This window comes from Microbacterium sp. KU4F (assembly GCF_056868075.1).
This window is the reverse complement of the sequence record NZ_CP200324.1, coordinates 407359-423490: the sequence shown is the minus strand read 5'-3', so window position 1 is coordinate 423490 and position 16132 is coordinate 407359. Positions and strand designations below refer to the sequence as shown.

General features: G+C 69.0%; 15 protein-coding genes. 3 read left to right on the top strand and 12 right to left on the bottom strand.

Annotated features, from left to right (window positions below):
- Nucleotides 1–19: 19 nt before the first annotated feature.
- The 11 genes from aroB to AC1VNH_RS02075 form a co-directional block, all read right to left on the bottom strand.
- Nucleotides 20–1102, bottom strand: coding sequence for a 3-dehydroquinate synthase (gene aroB, locus AC1VNH_RS02125; RefSeq protein WP_483109670.1), 1083 nt, complete (start codon nucleotides 1100–1102; stop codon nucleotides 20–22).
- A complete protein-coding gene (locus AC1VNH_RS02120; RefSeq protein ID WP_483109669.1) occupies nucleotides 1099–1635 on the bottom strand; it encodes a shikimate kinase in 537 nt (178 codons plus the stop codon). Before AC1VNH_RS02120 ends, aroB begins: the two co-directional genes overlap by 4 nt.
- Entirely contained in the window at nucleotides 1632–2846 is a 1215-nt protein-coding gene (gene aroC / locus AC1VNH_RS02115; RefSeq protein WP_483109668.1) for a chorismate synthase, read from the bottom strand. Before aroC ends, AC1VNH_RS02120 begins: the two co-directional genes overlap by 4 nt.
- A gap of 4 nt (nucleotides 2847–2850) precedes the next feature.
- Complete coding sequence (locus AC1VNH_RS02110; protein ID WP_483109667.1) at nucleotides 2851–3684, bottom strand: shikimate dehydrogenase; 834 nt, start codon at nucleotides 3682–3684, stop codon at nucleotides 2851–2853.
- Nucleotides 3678–4997 carry an endolytic transglycosylase MltG gene (mltG, locus tag AC1VNH_RS02105; protein WP_483109666.1) on the bottom strand — a complete coding sequence of 440 codons (1320 nt, stop codon included), beginning with the start codon at nucleotides 4995–4997 and terminating at the stop codon, nucleotides 3678–3680. The genes AC1VNH_RS02110 and mltG overlap by 7 nt, the downstream gene beginning before the upstream one ends.
- Nucleotides 4997–5470, bottom strand: a complete 474-nt coding sequence (gene ruvX / locus AC1VNH_RS02100) for a Holliday junction resolvase RuvX (RefSeq protein WP_483109665.1) — start codon at nucleotides 5468–5470, stop codon at nucleotides 4997–4999. Before ruvX ends, mltG begins: the two co-directional genes overlap by 1 nt.
- Complete coding sequence (gene alaS / locus AC1VNH_RS02095; RefSeq protein ID WP_483109664.1) at nucleotides 5467–8133, bottom strand: alanine--tRNA ligase; 2667 nt, start codon at nucleotides 8131–8133, stop codon at nucleotides 5467–5469. The genes ruvX and alaS overlap by 4 nt, the downstream gene beginning before the upstream one ends.
- 63 nt (nucleotides 8134–8196) lie before the next feature.
- Nucleotides 8197–8409, bottom strand: coding sequence for a hypothetical protein (locus AC1VNH_RS02090; RefSeq protein ID WP_460740204.1), 213 nt, complete (start codon nucleotides 8407–8409; stop codon nucleotides 8197–8199).
- A gap of 129 nt (nucleotides 8410–8538) precedes the next feature.
- Nucleotides 8539–9168: a 30S ribosomal protein S4 gene (rpsD, locus tag AC1VNH_RS02085; RefSeq protein ID WP_243227891.1), complete on the bottom strand. Its 630-nt coding sequence runs from the start codon at nucleotides 9166–9168 to the stop codon at nucleotides 8539–8541.
- Nucleotides 9169–9320: 152 nt separating this feature from the next.
- Nucleotides 9321–10193: a hypothetical protein gene (locus AC1VNH_RS02080; protein WP_483109663.1), complete on the bottom strand. Its 873-nt coding sequence runs from the start codon at nucleotides 10191–10193 to the stop codon at nucleotides 9321–9323.
- The gene (locus AC1VNH_RS02075) at nucleotides 10190–11506 is read right to left on the bottom strand and encodes a replication-associated recombination protein A (RefSeq protein WP_483109662.1); all 1317 of its coding nucleotides are present in this window, start codon (nucleotides 11504–11506) and stop codon (nucleotides 10190–10192) included. The genes AC1VNH_RS02080 and AC1VNH_RS02075 overlap by 4 nt, the downstream gene beginning before the upstream one ends.
- Before the next feature lie 92 nt (nucleotides 11507–11598).
- Here AC1VNH_RS02075 and AC1VNH_RS02070 point away from each other — a divergent pair, with 92 nt between their 5' ends.
- From AC1VNH_RS02070 to AC1VNH_RS02060, 3 genes are all read left to right on the top strand, one after another.
- On the top strand, nucleotides 11599–11880 hold the full coding sequence (locus tag AC1VNH_RS02070) for a dioxygenase (protein WP_483109661.1): 282 nt from the start codon (nucleotides 11599–11601) through the stop codon (nucleotides 11878–11880).
- Nucleotides 11881–11958: 78 nt separating this feature from the next.
- On the top strand, nucleotides 11959–13236 hold the full coding sequence (locus AC1VNH_RS02065; RefSeq protein WP_483109660.1) for a DUF349 domain-containing protein: 1278 nt from the start codon (nucleotides 11959–11961) through the stop codon (nucleotides 13234–13236).
- Nucleotides 13237–13328: 92 nt separating this feature from the next.
- Complete coding sequence (locus AC1VNH_RS02060) at nucleotides 13329–13871, top strand: type IV toxin-antitoxin system AbiEi family antitoxin (protein ID WP_483109659.1); 543 nt, start codon at nucleotides 13329–13331, stop codon at nucleotides 13869–13871.
- Here AC1VNH_RS02060 and AC1VNH_RS02055 read toward each other — a convergent pair.
- A complete protein-coding gene (locus AC1VNH_RS02055) occupies nucleotides 13858–16113 on the bottom strand; it encodes a RelA/SpoT family protein (protein ID WP_243227896.1) in 2256 nt (751 codons plus the stop codon). The genes AC1VNH_RS02060 and AC1VNH_RS02055 overlap by 14 nt on opposite strands.
- Between the last annotated feature and the right edge of the window lie 19 nt (nucleotides 16114–16132).

The following is a 16132-nucleotide window of genomic DNA, read 5'->3' as shown; positions in this document are numbered from 1 at the left end:
CGAATCAAACGAGACGCCATCAGTCGGCGACCTCCTGGTACGCCGCGAACAAGAGCGACTCGTCGGGGGCCTGCAAGACCGTGGGGCGAGCGATGTCGTCCAGCACGATGAACCTCAGCATCCCGCCGCGCGACTTCTTGTCGCGCTGCATGGTCGCCAACAGCTGCGGCCACGCGCCGGCGCGATAGCTCGTGGGAAGCCCGAGAGACTCCAGAATGTCCCGATGGCGCGCCGCAGCCGCATCCGACAGGCGTCCCGCCAAGCGCGACAGCTCCGCGGCGTAGACCATCCCGATGGAGATCGCGGCACCGTGACGCCAGCGGTAGCGCTCCGCGTGTTCGATCGCGTGCCCGAGTGTGTGACCGTAGTTGAGGATCTCCCGCAGCCCCGCCTCGCGGAAGTCCTCGCCGACGACGCGCGCCTTCATGTCGATCGCAAGCTCCAGACAGCGTCGGAAGGACGCGGATGAAGGGTCGACGATCGACTGAGGTTCCGCTTCGATGCGGTCGAGGATCTCAGGCGCCCAGATGAAACCCGCCTTGACCACCTCGGCGAAGCCGGCGGTCGCCTCATTCTGGGACAGACCGTCCAGCATCGACAGATCGCACACGACGGCCTGCGGAGCCCAGAATGCGCCGACGAGATTCTTGCCTTCGGCGGTGTTGATGCCCGTCTTGCCCCCGACCGCCGCGTCGACCATCCCGAGAACGGTCGTCGGAACCTGAACGACCTGGATGCCGCGCAGCCAGGTCGCGGCCACGAAGCCCGCCAGATCGGTCACCGCGCCGCCGCCGAATCCGACGACCGCATCCGTCCGAGTGAAATCCGCCTGACCCATGACCTGCCAGCAGAAGGCCGCCACCTCGACGCGCTTTCCCTGCTCGGCGTCGGGAATCTCCGCCAGCAGCACATCGCGTCCACCGTCGGACATGAGTCTTTCACGGAGCGTGGTCGCAGCCGCGGCAAGCGTCGGCGGGTGGACCACGAGCACCTTGCGCACCGAAGCCGCCAGCGCCTCGCCCACCCGATCCAGGATGTCGCGCCCGAGGTGGATCGTGTACCCGTTGTCACCGGCGACGGTGATCTCGGTCGTCTCGGTCATGATTGTCCCTTCGGTACGGCTGTGCGCGCCCATGCCACGATCTTCTCGACGACGTCGGAGAGCGGCCCGTGTGAGGTGTCGAAGGTCGCGTCGGCGACTTCGGTGTACAGCGGCATTCGTTCCTCGAGGATGCGGCGCCAGCGCGCGACCGGATCCTCCCCCTCGTCGGCGAGCAACGGACGGTGCCCGCCGCCGATCCGACCGGCGACGACCGAGGGCGACACCGTCAGCAGCGCGACGCGGTGTGCCCGCAGATCGACACGTGTCGCAGGGTCGAGGACAGAACCACCGCCGAGCGACACCACGCCACCGCGTGCCAGCGCCTGCGCGACGGCATCACGCTCGAGCTCTCGGAAGCGCGCTTCGCCGTGGGTGGCGAAGATGTCCGAGATCGCACCGTGTGATCGCACCACCGTGGCGTCGGTGTCGACGAAGCCGACCTCCAGCGCTTTCGCGACGCGCTTGCCGATGCTGGTCTTTCCGGCACCCATGGGGCCGACGAGCACGATCGCCGAGTCGGCGGGCGCTGTCATCGATCCAGATCGGGATCGCTGGCGTCTGCCGTGCGCAAGGTGTCCGGGATCGCCGCGAGGTAGGACTGCAGGTTGCGACGGGTCTCGACGATGTTGTCGCCGCCGAACTTCTCCAGCACGACATCGGCGAGCACGATGGCGACCATGGCTTCGGCGACGACGCCGGCCGCGGGGACGGCGCACACGTCCGAACGCTGGTGGTGCGCCGAAGCGGTCTCGCCCGTGGCGACGTCGATCGTGCGCAGGGCATGAGGGACGGTCGCGATCGGCTTCATTCCCGCCCGCACCCGCAGCACGGTCCCGGTGGACATCCCGCCCTCGGTTCCGCCGGCGCGGTCGGTGCCGCGCGTGATGCCGCCGTCCGTCGCGAACAGCTCGTCGTGTGCCGCTGAGCCGCGTCGACGAGTGGTCTCGAAGCCGTCGCCGACCTCCACGCCCTTGATGGCCTGAATGCTCATGAGCGCTTGCGCCAGCTTGGCGTCGAGACGGCGGTCCCACTGCACGTGCGAGCCCAGGCCCGGCGGGACGCCGTAGGCGAGAACCTCGACGATGCCGCCCAGAGTGTCGCCGTCCTTCTTCGCGGCGTCGACTTCGGCGACCATGGCCTCTGACGTCGTCGCATCGAAGCAGCGCAGCGGATCCGCGTCCAGCGCGTCGACGTCGTCCGGCGTCGGAAGCGCTGCGCCCTCGGGCACGCGCACCGGCCCGATCGAGAGCGTGTGGCTCACGAGGCGGATGCCGAGCTCGCCGAGGAACGATCGCGCGATGGCGCCCAGGGCGACGCGCGCGGCGGTCTCTCGGGCGCTGGCGCGCTCGAGGATCGGACGCGCCTCGTCGAACCCGTACTTCTGCATTCCGACGAGATCGGCGTGACCGGGGCGAGGCCGCGTGAGAGCCGCCCCCCGACCGCGCGAACGCTCGGTGAGGGGCACGGGGTCGGGGCTCATGACCTCGACCCACTTCGGCCACTCGGTGTTACCCACCCGCAGCGCGAGGGGACTGCCGATGGAGTACCCGTGCACCACACCCGAGGAGATCGAAAGCTCGTCCTCCTCGAACTTCATCCGCGAGCCGCGGCCGTAGCCCAGCTTGCGGCGGGCGAGGTCGGCTTGGATCGCCTCACGGGAGACGGGGACGCCGGCAGGCAGACCCTCCATGATGGCGACGAGTTCGGGGCCGTGCGATTCGCCGGCCGTGAGCACGCGGAGCATTCGTCTATTCTCCCACGAGCGCCCGGCGCATTGCGGCCAGCACCCGGGCTTCGTCATCGAGCGGCTGATCCTGTTCCCCGCCCACGAACGCGCGCACCTGTCGAAGGGCCTGATGAAGCAGCATGGGAAGCCCGGACACCGCGGTCAGACCACGGTCGGACCATGCCGCCGACAGAGGCGTCGGCCAGGTGCCGTAGACGACGTCCATGAGGGTGCCGCCCGCATCCGCCAACGAGGACACCGTCGCGGAAGGGAGGACGGCGTCCCCAGGAAGGGTTGCCACAGTCACCTCGACGGCGCGATGCGGACCGTCCAGAGAACGAGCAGTGGTGCGCATCCCCAGCTCGGTGCCTCGGGCGACGAGTTCGTCGGCCGCATCCGGACGGCGGGCCAGGATCTCGACGGAAGCGACACCCATCTCCGACAGTGCGACCAGCGCGGATGTGGCGGTGGCTCCCGCTCCGAGGATCCGTGCCGACGACACGTGACCCACTCCCGCCTCACCGAGCGCGGCCACGATGCCGCCGACGTCCGTGTTGTACCCGCGCGGACCGCGCGGACCGAGCAGCAGCGTGTTCACCGCACCCGTCGAACGCGCCCTCGCGTCATGCGCGACGGCCGCACGGAAGGCCGCCGATTTGAGAGGCATCGTGAGCGAAAGGCCGCGCCACGACGCGTCGAGAGACGAGAGCGCCGAAGGAAACCCCGCCTCGTCGACGCGTCGCCTGTCGTATGTCCACGGGACATCCAGCACGTCGTACGCGGCCGTGTGCAGCAGCGGCGAACGACTGTGGGCGATGGGGTCGCCCCATACGGCGAGACGCGTGCCGCTCAACATCCCGAGTCCGGGTGCTCGCTGCACCACTGCTGGAACTGCTTCACGTACTTCTGATGCTCGGCGTACGTCGTCGTGAACACCGTCTCCCCGGTGTCCAGATTCACCGTGACGAAATAGAGCCACGGGCCGTCAGCGGGGTGCATGGCCGCATCGATCGCCACATCCCCCGGGTTCGAGATCGGCCCGACCGGCAGACCGGGATGCACGTACGTGTTCCACGGATTGTCATCGTGCTGCGCCTGTTCGGAGGTGCTCACCGAACCCGCATGGAGCTCGCCGTAGCCGTACTGCGCAGTCGAGTCCATCTGCAGCAGACCGAACGTCTCCTGGTTGGAGGGATCGAGACGGTTGAGGATGACACGCGACACCTTCTGCATGTCGGCCTCGTAGCGCGCCTCGCGCTGGATGATCGACGCGATCGTCAGGATGCGCTCCCGCTGGTCGGCGGGGACGCCTGCCGCGTCGAGCGACTGGATTGTGCGATCGACCATCATCTGGATGATCGCCGTCGCGCTGGTACCGGGCTCGATCGTGTAGGTCGCGGGGAAGAGCCAGCCTTCCAGGCTCGACGCCGAGACGCCGTAGGCCGATGGATCGGCGACGGCCGCCGTCAGATCGTCCAGCGACACGCCGGCTCCGTCGGCGATCCGCTGCAGGGACACATCGACCGTCAGCCCTTCGGGCAGCACGACGCGCCCCTCCATCCGGTTGGCCGGATCTCCGAGCGCCTCCAGCGCCGCCGCCGAGGTCATCTCCTGCTGCAGCTTGTACGTTCCCGGCTGGAAGGTGAAGGCGATGTTGTTGTCGATCATGTAGCTGTACAGCGAGTTCGCCGTGCGGGTCACCCCGGCGTCGAACATCTTCTGGGATACCTGGGGACCGGCGTCACCGCTGACGACGGTGATGGTCGCCTCACCGTGTGCTTGACCGGCCTCGAACTCGGTGGGCTCCTCCCAGCCGAGCACGGCGCGGATCTTGTCCTCGTAGGTGTTCCAGACCCAGAGTCCGCCCGCCGCGACACCGCCCACGAGCACGACCACGATCGCGAGGGCGATCCACCCGCCCTTGCGACGGCGGCGCTTGTCCGGCGGGGGCGGCGGTGCACCCAGGACGTCGGTCGTCGCTTCACCTGTGAACAGATCATCCAGCGAGGGACGCGCCGCCGGAGCGGGCGCAGGCTCGGCCGGCGCACGGAAGATCGGCTCGGATGCCGCGGGAGTCGGCTGAGCGGACGGGGCCGGCTGCGGGGTGCGCGCACGCTCGCGTTCGGCGGCCTCGCGCGCCTCGCGGCGGGAAGAGGGAGTGTCGGACATCAGTCGGTCTCCTGGTCCGGGTCGACGGGAGTGCCGGGCGCCCGCCCTGTCTGCTTCTCGACGTCGAGCGCGTTCTGCAACAGGATCACGGCGGCGACCTGGTCCACTATCCCACGCGATGAGCGCTGGGAACGCCCTGAACGCCGGAGCGCCGCATGTGCCGACACCGTACTCAGTCGTTCGTCGACCAGTCGCACGGGGAGCGACCCCGAGGCCGCGAGGGCCCGCGCGAACTCACGGGCGTCCTGCGTCGACGCCGTCTCGTTGCCGTTGAGGCTGATGGGCAGTCCGACGTAGAGCGCGGTGGCGTTCTCCTCCTGGGCGATGGCGAGCACACGCTGCGGTGAGTCCTCCGCTCTCGCGACGGTCTCCACCGGTGTCGCGAGCATCCCGTCGGGATCGCAGCGCGCGACGCCGACCCGGGCCTTCCCGACGTCGATGCCGAGCCTGACGCCCCTGCGGAAATCGCTCACGCCGACGTGGTCTCCAGCGATCGGATGATCCCGTCGAGAGCGTCGGGCAGGGCAGCCGCATCCGACCCGCCGCCCTGAGCCACGTCATCGCGGCCGCCGCCCCCACCGCCGAGCACGCCCGCGGCGCCCTTGGCGAGCACCCCGGCCTTCACGCCCGCACGCCGCGCCGCCTCGTTCGTGGCGACGATGACGATCGGGCGGCCGCCTACGGTCGCACCGAGCGCGACGACGCTTGCGTCCTCACCGAGACGATCGCGCACCGCCAGGGCCACGGTACGCAGGTCGTCGGCAGATCCGACAGCGCCGATCGAGGCGACGACGGCACCGACCTGTCCCACACGACGCGCCTGGGTCGCGAGCTCAGGGGCACGCTGCGCGAGAGCCTGCGCCTCGAATGCCGCGATCTTCTTCTCCGCCGCCTTCAGGCTCGCGGCGAGATCGGCGATCCTTGCGGGGATCTGCTCGCGCGGGACCTTCAAGTCCGAGGTCAGCTGGGAGACGATGGCTCGCTCGGCCGCGAGATCACGGAACGCGTCGAGTCCGACGAGCGCCTCCACGCGTCGAGCAGTCGCTCCCACCGAGGACTCCCCCACGAGGTTGATGAGTCCCACCTCCGCGCTTGTGGAGACGTGCGTACCGCCGCACAGCTCGCGCGACCACGGTCCGCCGATGTCGACCATGCGTACGGTGGTCCCGTACTTCTCACCGAACAGCGCCATCGCGCCCAGTTCCTTGGCTTCATCGAGAGGCAGCACGCGGGTCGTCACCTCGAGGTTGTCGCGCACGGCGTTGTTGGCGATCTCCTCGATCTCGCTGCGCGTGGCGGGCGAGAGCGCCTGGCTCCAGTTGAAGTCGAAGCGCATGTACCCCGCACGGTTCAGCGAACCCGCCTGGGTGGCGGAGCTTCCCAGAGTGTCGCGCAGTGCCGCGTGCACGAGGTGCGTCGCGGAGTGCGCCTGTCGCGCGGCGCGGCGGTTCGCCGCATCCACGACCGTCGTCGCGGCATCGCCCACGCCGACCTCACCCGTGAGCACCTCGACGGTGTGGCTGATGAGCCCGGGCACCGGCTTCTGCACATCCAGCACATCGAGTTCGAAACCCGAACCGACGATGGTGCCCTTGTCGGCGACCTGGCCGCCGGACTCGGCGTACAGCGCCGTGGCCGGCAGGATCACCTCGACGACCTGCCCCTGACGGGCTCGATCCACCGAGACGCCGTCGTGCAGGATGCCGAGGACGCGCGACTCGGTCGCGAGGTCGGTGTATCCGGTGAAGACGGTCTCGCCCTGCGCCCGGAAGTCGCGGTAGACGCTGTGGTCGGCGAGCTGGCGACGACGGCTCTTGGCGTCGGCTTTCGCGCGGGTGCGCTGCTCCTGCATCAGGCTGTCGAACGCGTCGCGGTCGACGCTGAGCCCGGCCTCTTCGGCGACCTCGAGCGTGAGATCGATCGGGAAGCCGTAGGTGTCGTGCAGGAGGAAGGCCTGGTCGCCGGAGATCGACGAACCGCCGGTCTTCTTCGTCTCGGCGATCGAGAGGTCGAGGATCGACGACCCCGACGCGAGGGTACGCAGGAACGTCTCCTCCTCCGCGAAGGCGTACTGCGAGATGCGACCCCAGTCCTCGGCCACGACGGGGTACGACGCCGCCATCGCGTCGCGGGACGCGGCGAAGAGCTCCGGGAAGGTCGCGCCGTCGACGCCCAGCAGTCGCATCGCGCGGATGGAACGGCGCATGAGGCGACGAAGGATGTAGCCGCGTCCCTCGTTCGACGGCGTCACACCGTCGGAGAGCAGCATCAGAGAGGAGCGCACGTGGTCCGCGATGACGCGGTAGCGCACGTCGTCCTCGTGCTCCTTGCCGTACGGGCGGCCGGAGAGCTCCACGGCTCGGTCGAGGACGGGACGCACCTGGTCGGTCTCGTACATGTTGTCGACGCCCTGCTTGATGAAGGCGACGCGCTCGAGTCCCATGCCCGTGTCGATGTTTTTGTTCGGCAGTTCACCGACGATGTCGAAGTCGATCTTCGAGCGCACGTTGGTGATCGCGTACTGCATGAACACGAGGTTCCAGATCTCCGTGAACCGCGAATCGTCGACGGCGGGGCCGCCGTCGCGACCGTAGGCAGGGCCCCGGTCGAAGTAGATCTCGGAGCAGGGCCCCGCCGGTCCCGGCTGCCCGGTCGACCAGTAGTTGTCCTCGCGACCGAGTCGCTGGATGCGGTGCTCGGGAAGCCCGGCGATGCGACGCCAGAGATCGGCGGCCTCGTCATCCGTCTCGTAGACCGTGACCCAGAGGTCCTTCTCCTGGAAACCCAGCCCGCCGTCGGCCTCGGAGCGCGTGAGCAGATCCCACGCGTAAGTGATGGCACCTTCTTTGAAGTAGTCGCCGAACGACCAGTTGCCCAGCATCTGGAAGAACGTGCCGTGCCGTGCCGTGTGACCGACTTCCTCGATGTCGTTGGTCCGGATGCACTTCTGCACGTCGGCGGCGCGCGGGAACGGCGGCGGGACGGTGCCGTTCAGGAACGGGACGAACGGCACCATGCCGGCGACCGTGAACAGGAGCGTCGGGTCATCGCTGACCAGAGAGGCGGAGGGAACGATGGTGTGATCGTTCTTCTCGAAAAAGTCGAGGTAACGCTGGGCGATCTCGGCGGTCTTCATGCGGTGTCTTCCTCGGGCAGGACAGGAAGGCCGCCGGAGCGGCCGTTCGGAGTTCGCGGGTGGTCAGCGATCGTCAGCGGCGGAGCCCGCGGCGTCGGGCTCGGTGTCGAACCGAGCCTGCTGCTCGCGGTAGGCGTCCTGGATGCGGTCGGTGAACTCGGTGATGCGGGCGTCGATCTCGGCGAGCACCTCGTGTCCGCGCGGATCCTTGTTGACGAGGTGCGCGAGCACGAACCCGGCCGTCGTTCCGACCGCGAACCACAGAAGACTTCTCACCGTGACCTCTTCCTCATCGTGTCCGCGTGTGTCGCGAGCATCCTCCATCGTAGGCGAGAACGGATGCCGGCGACGGGTGGACGACGAAGGGCGCCGGGATGACCCCGGCGCCCTTCGTGCGCGAACGACTCAGCGCGCGGCGTAGTACTCGACGACCAGCTGCACGTCACAGGTCACGGGGACCTCGGCGCGCTTGGGGCGACGCACCAGGCGTGCCTGGAGCTTGTCGAGCTCGACCTCGAGGTATCCGGGGACGTTCGGCAGGACCTCGGCGTGACCGCCGGCGGCCGCGACCTGGAACGGCTCGGTGCCCTCGGAGCGGGCCTTGACGTGGATGAGCTGGCCGGGCTTCACGCGGAACGACGGGCGGTCCACGATCTGGCCGTCGACCATGATGTGGCGGTGCACGACGAACTGACGCGCCTGCGCCGTGGTGCGGGCAAAGCCGGAGCGCAGCACGAGGGCGTCGAGACGCATCTCGAGCAGCTCGACGAGGTTCTCACCCGTCAGGCCGTCGGTGCGACGGGCCTCGTTGAACGCGATGCGCAGCTGCTTCTCGCGGATGCCGTACTGCTCGCGCAGACGCTGCTTCTCACGCAGACGGACGGCGTAGTCGCTGTCGGCCTTGCGCTTCGTACGGCCGTGCTCGCCGGGAGCGTAGGGACGCTTCTCGAGGTAGCGGGCGGCCTTGGGGGTCAGCGCGACGCCGAGCGCGCGCGACAGGCGGACCTTGCGGCGGTCCTGGGACTTCGTGGTCACGAAGATGTCCTTCCGATGACGTGGCCGCGCCTTTCGCGGCTCACGGGCGTATCACCCGACTTCTCCCGATGACGCGCACGCCGGGGCGCGTCGGACGGTGGTGCAGAAGGAGGGGGATGCCCGAAAACTCGGTTTCGAGCCGGTTCATCTTATCAGACGGCCGTACGGCTCTCACGGGCGTGCCGCCCGGTCGTCAGCCAGAGCGAACTCTGCATCGCGACGATGGCTTCCCCCGGCAGCGCATCCGCCGCAACCGGAGTGCGCACGCTGTTGCGGTCGGCGATGATGGCCGCCGCGTCGGGGCGCGCCGCGAAGGCAGAAGCCACGCGTTCACGCAGCAGCGCGCGTTCGCGCTCGAAGGAAGGCAGCTGCTCTGCCACGGCCCAGGACCATGCCGCGTCGACCGCTGCAGCCTCAGCGGGCATGCGGCGTCGCCTGCTTTCGAACCACACGGCGATCCCCACCGATAACAGTGCCACCACGACGACGGCGACCGCCGTGGCGGGCGCGACCAGTCCGTCCGCATACGCGAGGAGCACGGCGCCGGCTCCCAGGGCGTACAGCAGCGCGGCGCGCGCGGCAACGTTGGACACAGATCGGTCGACGACCCTCTTTCCCACCACGACCAGCATCGCCACGAGACCGACTGCGATGACGCCGGCGACGATGAGCGACGCGATATCGGGCTGCAGCGTCTCGAGCCGGTGCTCCCGTTCGTACTGCACGCTGAGCATGTTGACACTGATGAGGACGGTCGCTCCGAGGAGAACCAGCAGGAACTGCAGCCCCGCTAATGGCGCGCCGAACGAGGTGGCCGCGCCGAACCGGCCGCGTGCCCGCCGCCCCGCCTCACGTTCCATCCGCCTGCTGAGCGCACCGGCGTCTCGGAAGAGCCCCTCCGCGAGCTCACGCATGCCGTAGAACACGAGCAGGCCGTACTCGAGGTCGCGGTCGGCGATAGAGGCGTCAGCGGTGGCGTCGCCGTCAGAGCGGCCCGGGATCACTCCATCACCACGGGCGCTCACCCCTCGAGGATCCGGCGGATCTTCTCGACGCGCGCGGCGATGTCGCGTTCGATGCCCCGCTGAGTGGGCTGGTAGTACCGCCGCCCGCGGAGCTCGTCGGGCAGATACTGCTGGGTCGCCACACCGACGTCCAGATCGTGGGGGTAGATGTAACCCTTGCCGTGGCCCAGGCGCTTGGCACCCGGATAGTGCGCGTCGCGGAGGTGCGTGGGGACACGCCCGAAGCCGCCGGCTTTGACATCGGCGATCGCGGCGTTGATGGCGTTGTAGGCGGCGTTCGACTTGGCGGTCGTCGCCAGGTACACGGTCGCCTCCGCGAGCGGGATGCGTCCCTCGGGCATTCCGATGAAGGCCACCGCGTCCGCCGCGGCGACAGCGATCTGCAGAGCCTGAGGGTCGGCGAGCCCGATGTCCTCCGCGGCGGAGATGACGAGACGGCGAGCGATGAACCGCGGATCCTCCCCCGCCTCGATCATGCGCGCGAGGTAGTGGATCGCCGCATCCGCATCCGATCCGCGGATCGATTTGATGAACGCGCTGATGACGTCGTAGTGCTCGTCGCCCTGGCGGTCGTAGCGCAGCAGCGCACGATCGACCGCCTGCGCGATGAGCGCGGCCGTGATCCGGGGTGACTCCTCGCCGTCGGTCATGGCGGCCGCGGCCTCGAGCGCCGTCAATGCACGCCGGGCATCCCCCGATGCAAGGCGCACGAGCGCATCCCTCGCCTCGTCGTCGAGCGCAATCCGCCCGCCCAATCCCCGTGGATCGCTCACCGCGCGATCCACCAGGGCACCCAGGTCATCGTCGCCCAGCGGCTTCAACGTCAGCAGCAGAGAACGCGACAACAGCGGAGAGATGACGGAGAACGACGGGTTCTCCGTCGTCGCTGCGATGAGCACGACCCACCCGTTCTCGACGCCGGGCAGCAGCGCGTCCTGCTGCGCCTTGGTGAAGCGATGGATCTCGTCCAGGAACAGGATGGTGGACTGCCCGTACAGATCGCGCTGGTTGAGCGCCTCCTGCATCACCTCCCGCACGTCCTTCACTCCGGCCGTGATGGCGGAAAGCTCGACGAAACGACGCCCCGACGAGCGGGCGATCGCCTGCGCGAGGGTGGTCTTGCCGGTGCCGGGCGGGCCCCAGAGGATGACGGAGACCGCTCCGGAGGTCTGGCGCTCGGGATCGGCCAGCGCGACGAGCGGCGAACCCGGCTTCAAGAGGTGTCCCTGGCCCGCGACCTCCGCCAGTGACACCGGCCGCATGCGCACGGCGAGAGGCGTCTGGCCCTGGAAGAGGGCGCCGGAGGAGGTCACTCCCCCAGGCTAACGGCGCCCGCCGACGCCGGCTTTGATGACCCCCGGCACCGCCGCATAAGATCGGCTGGTCCGGCCGACGAGGAGGAACCGTGGCAACGGGAAGCAAGCAGCAGCGCGCCGAGCGCGAACGCGCTCGTCTCTACCAGGCGCGCCGCGCCCACCACAACGCCCAGATCCGTCGGCGTCGGCGCGACAACCTGATCGCGGGCATCGGCGGCGGACTACTCGTGCTCGCTGTGCTCGGCGGTCAGATCGCCTATTACACGCTGGGGCCCGGCGCGATCTCCCCGACCGCGGAGACGCCGGCACCGACGCCTTCGGGAACCGCGCCACCCTCGACCCCGCTGCCGACACCGGAGCCCACGTCCTGACCTGCACGGCGCCGAACCTGTCGGCGTACTAGGCTGAGTCCGATTTCCCCCGCCGACGCGAGACGCTCGAGGTGCCCCGTGACTGCCGCGACAGACCACACCCCTGACCAGCCCGACACCACCGGGGCCGCTGACGAGCCCTGGGGTCGGGTGGATGCCGACGGCACCGTCGCCGTGCGCGAGGGTGAGAACTGGCGCGTCGTCGGCCAGTATCCCGACGGAACACCGGATGAGGCGCTCGCGTACTTCGTGCGCAAGTACACCGACCTCGCAAGCGAGGTGACCCTCCTCGAGGTGCGTCACCGTCGCGGCGGTGCGTCGGCTTCGGACCTTCGGCACACGGCGAACACGCTGCGGGAGAAGGTCACGGACGCCGCGGCCGTCGGCGACCTCGAGGCATTGCGCGCTCGGCTCGACGCCCTGGTCGCGTCCCTCGCCGAAGCCACCGCGAACGAGGCGGAGGCGGCGAAGGCCGCTGTCGACGAGGCGCTCGCCCAGCGCACTGTGCTGGTCGAGCGGGCCGAAGCACTCGCGGCGCGCGACCCGAAATCGCTGCAGTGGAAGCAGGTCACCGCAGAGCTGTCCGAGCTGTTCGATCAGTGGCAGAGCCAGCAGCAGAACGGCCCGCGCCTGCCGAAGTCCGCGTCGCAGCAGCTGTGGACGCGCTTCCGCGACGCACGCAGCACGCTCGAGCGTCATCGTCGCGCCTTCTACGCCGAGCTCGACGAGGTGCACAAGGCCGCCAAGGACCGCAAGACGCGTCTCGTGGAGCGCGCCGAGGCTCTTGCCCCGCGTGGCGAGGACGGCATCCCCGCCTACCGCGACCTCCTCGACGAGTGGAAGGCCGCGGGGCGCGCCGGCAAGCGCGTCGACGACGCGCTCTGGGCACGCTTCAAGGCCGCCGGTGATGCGCTCTACGGAGCGCGACAGGGCCGTGAGGCCGCCGAGGCCGAGGAGTCCAAGGAGCGGATCGTCGCCAAGCAGGCGCTGCTCGAGACGGCGAAGCCCATCGTCGACGAGAAAAACCTGTCCACGGCACGTCAGCGCCTCACCGAGATCCAGCGTCAGTGGGACGAGATCGGACGCATCTTCCCGCGTGATCGCGAACGCGCTCTCGACGACGAACTGCGCAAGATCGAGCAGCACGTGCGCGGCCGCGAGGACGCAGAGTGGAAGCGCAACGAGCCGGAGACGACGGCCCGCGCCAACGACATGACCCGCCAGCTGACCGATGCCATCGAGAAGCTCGAGAGCGAACTGGCCGACGCGGAAGCCCGCAAGGATGCGAAGGCTGCGAAGACGGCGCGCGAGTCCCTCGAGGCCCGCAAGGCGTGGCTGCGCGCCATCGGCGGCTGACCGCTCCTCCTCCCGACCTCGACGCGCGGGGCCTGTCCACAGATCGGACGGGCCCCGCGCGTCTTCGCGTGCGATCGCGGCACACTGAGGCGATGGGCTCCCGTTTCCTCTACTTCCCGAGCGAGCTGCTCAGTCGAGCCGAGCTCACGGCCGCCTGCCTCGACGGGGATCTCGTCGGACTCGGCGAGGGCTTCGTCCCCGCGGACACGATCGAGACCGCGGCGATGCGGGCCGCATCCCTGCGCCCGCTCGTCGGCGAGCGGATGGCGGCGACCCACCGCAGCGCGGCCTGGGTCCACGGCTTGATCGACGAGGTGCCCGTCCGGCACGACCTGCAGCGCATCAGTGCGCACCGCCTGCACGAGCCGGTGGACCGACGCTTCGTCTACCGCGATCCGCGCATCCCCGACGAAGACCTGGTCCGCCTCGGCGGCGTTCCCGTCACCACGCCCGCTCGCACCATCGCCGATCTTGCGCGAGGCACCGACGAGACGATGCATGCCCTCCTCGGGCAGTGCGCGGAGCGGGCACCACACGCCGCCCAGGGGGCCATCGCGTGGCTGGCGGCAAAACGACGCGTGCCCCGTCGCCTGGCCGCGCTCGCTCTGCTGGAGGGGCTTGTCAGGAAGAGGTGACGCGGTAGACGTCGTAGACGGCGTCGATGCGGCGCACCGCGTTCAGCACCCGGTCGAGGTGGACCGTGTCGCCCATCTCGAACACGAAACGGCTGAGAGCGAGACGATCGTTCGACGTGGAGACCGTCGCGGAGAGGATGTTGACGTGGTGTTCGCTCAGCACCCGCGTCACGTCGCTGAGCAGCCCCGAGCGATCGAGCGCCTCGACCTGGATCTGAACGAGGAACACGCTCTTCGTCGTCGGCGCCCACTCGACATCGATCATGCGTTCGGGGTCCGACTCCAGCGACTTGACGTTGGTGCAGTCGGCCCGGTGCACCGAGACGCCGCTCCCCCGCGTCACGAAGCCGACGATCTCGTCGCCCGGCACGGGGGTGCAGCACTTGGCGAGTTTGACGAGGATGTCGGGCGCACCGCGCACGAGCACTCCGGAGTCGCCGTCGCGCGGCGCACGACCGCGGCCGATGTGGGGGATGTCGATCGGGCCGGTGGAGGTGTCGTTGTCCGCCGCGACGAGCGCCGTCACCTTCTCGATCACCGACTGGGTGGAGACGTGCCCCTCACCGACAGCTGCGTACAGCGCAGACACGTCCTCGTAGCGCAGCTGCTGCGCGACCTGCGTGAACGAGTCCTGGCTCATCAGGCGCTGCAGCGGCAGGTTCTGGCGCCGCATGGCTCGCGCGATCGATTCGCGACCCTGCTCGATGGCCTCTTCACGGCGTTCCTTGGTGAACCAGCCGCGGATCTTGTTGCGCGCGCGGGTGCTCTTGACGAACCCGAGCCAGTCCTGGCTGGGTCCCGCATCCGGATTCTTCGAGGTGAAGACCTCCACGACGTCGCCCGAATGCAGCTCGGACTCAAGAGGCACGAGCCGGCCGTTGACCTTCGAGCCCATCGTGCGGTGCCCGATCTCGGTGTGGACCGCATACGCGAAGTCCACCGGCGTCGCGCCCGCCGGCAAACCGATCACCCGCCCCTTGGGGGTGAAGACGTAGACCTCTTTCGCACCGATCTCGAACCGCAACGAATCGAGGAACTCGCCCGGGTCGGCGGTCTCGGCCTGCCAGTCGGAGATGTGGGCGAGCCAGGCCATGTCGGCATCGACGGCCTTGGTGTCGGTCTTGGCGCCCGACATGCGTTCCTTGTACTTCCAGTGCGCCGCGACACCGAACTCGGCCTGCTGGTGCATCTCGTTCGTGCGAATCTGGATCTCGACCGTGCGCCCGTTCGGGCCGATGACGGTCGTGTGCAGCGATTGGTAAAGGTTGAACTTGGGTGTGGCGATGTAGTCCTTGAAGCGCCCCGGGAGCGGTGTCCACCGCGCGTGGAGTGCGCCGAGGACGGCGTAGCAGTCCCGGACGGTCGCGACGATCACCCGGATGCCGATCAGGTCGTAGATGTCGTCGAACTCACGACCCCGAACGACCATCTTCTGGTACACGGAGTACAGCTGCTTCGGTCGGCCCGCCACGCGTCCGCGGATGCGCAGCTCGCGCAGATCCTCTTCGACCGCGTTGATGACGTTCTGCAGGTACTGCTCGCGCTGGGGCGTGCGCTGCTTGACGAGGCTGTCGATCTCGACGTAGAGCTTCGGGTGGAGTACGGCGAACGACAAGTCCTCGAGTTCGGACTTGATGGCCTGGATGCCGAGCCGATGCGCGAGGGGCGCGTAGATCTCGAGGGTCTCGGTCGCCTTCTTCGAGGCCTTCTCGGGGGGAACGAAACCCCACGTGCGGGCGTTGTGCAGGCGGTCCGCGAGCTTGATGACGAGCACGCGGATGTCGCGAGACATCGCCACGATCATCTTGCGGACGGTCTCTGCCTGCGCGCTCTCGCCGTACTTGACCTTGTCGAGCTTCGTGACTCCGTCGACGAGCATCGCGACCTCGTCACCGAACTCGGCACTCAGCTCGTCGAGCCGGTATCCGGTGTCCTCGACCGTGTCATGCAGGAGAGCCGCGGCGACGGCCTTCGGCCCCAGTCCGAGATCGGCCAGGATCTGGGCCACCGCGAGCGGATGCGTGATGTACGGCTCGCCGCTCTGCCGCTTCTGTCCCTCGTGCGCCCGCGCCGCCACCACGTACGCACGCTCGACGATCGCGAGATCGCCCTTGGGATGGTGCGTCCGAACCGTGCGGACGAGCTTGTCGACATCGTCGCGACGGGCGGCGCGCGAGAAGATCCGCGGGATCAGGCGGCGCAGAGACGAACTCTGGGCGCCCGCGGGAAGCGTCTCGGCCATGCCTCGATCACCACCCTTC

Coding starts and splice junctions, on each gene's coding strand:
- aroB (WP_483109670.1), bottom strand. CDS start 1,102: ATGACCGAGACGACCGAGATCACCGTCGCCGGTGACAACGGGTACACG.
- AC1VNH_RS02120 (WP_483109669.1), bottom strand. CDS start 1,635: ATGACAGCGCCCGCCGACTCGGCGATCGTGCTCGTCGGCCCCATGGGT.
- aroC (WP_483109668.1), bottom strand. CDS start 2,846: ATGCTCCGCGTGCTCACGGCCGGCGAATCGCACGGCCCCGAACTCGTC.
- AC1VNH_RS02110 (WP_483109667.1), bottom strand. CDS start 3,684: ATGTTGAGCGGCACGCGTCTCGCCGTATGGGGCGACCCCATCGCCCAC.
- mltG (WP_483109666.1), bottom strand. CDS start 4,997: ATGTCCGACACTCCCTCTTCCCGCCGCGAGGCGCGCGAGGCCGCCGAA.
- alaS (WP_483109664.1), bottom strand. CDS start 8,133: ATGAAGACCGCCGAGATCGCCCAGCGTTACCTCGACTTTTTCGAGAAG.
- AC1VNH_RS02060 (WP_483109659.1), top strand. CDS start 13,329: ATGGGCTCCCGTTTCCTCTACTTCCCGAGCGAGCTGCTCAGTCGAGCC.
- AC1VNH_RS02055 (WP_243227896.1), bottom strand. CDS start 16,113: ATGGCCGAGACGCTTCCCGCGGGCGCCCAGAGTTCGTCTCTGCGCCGC.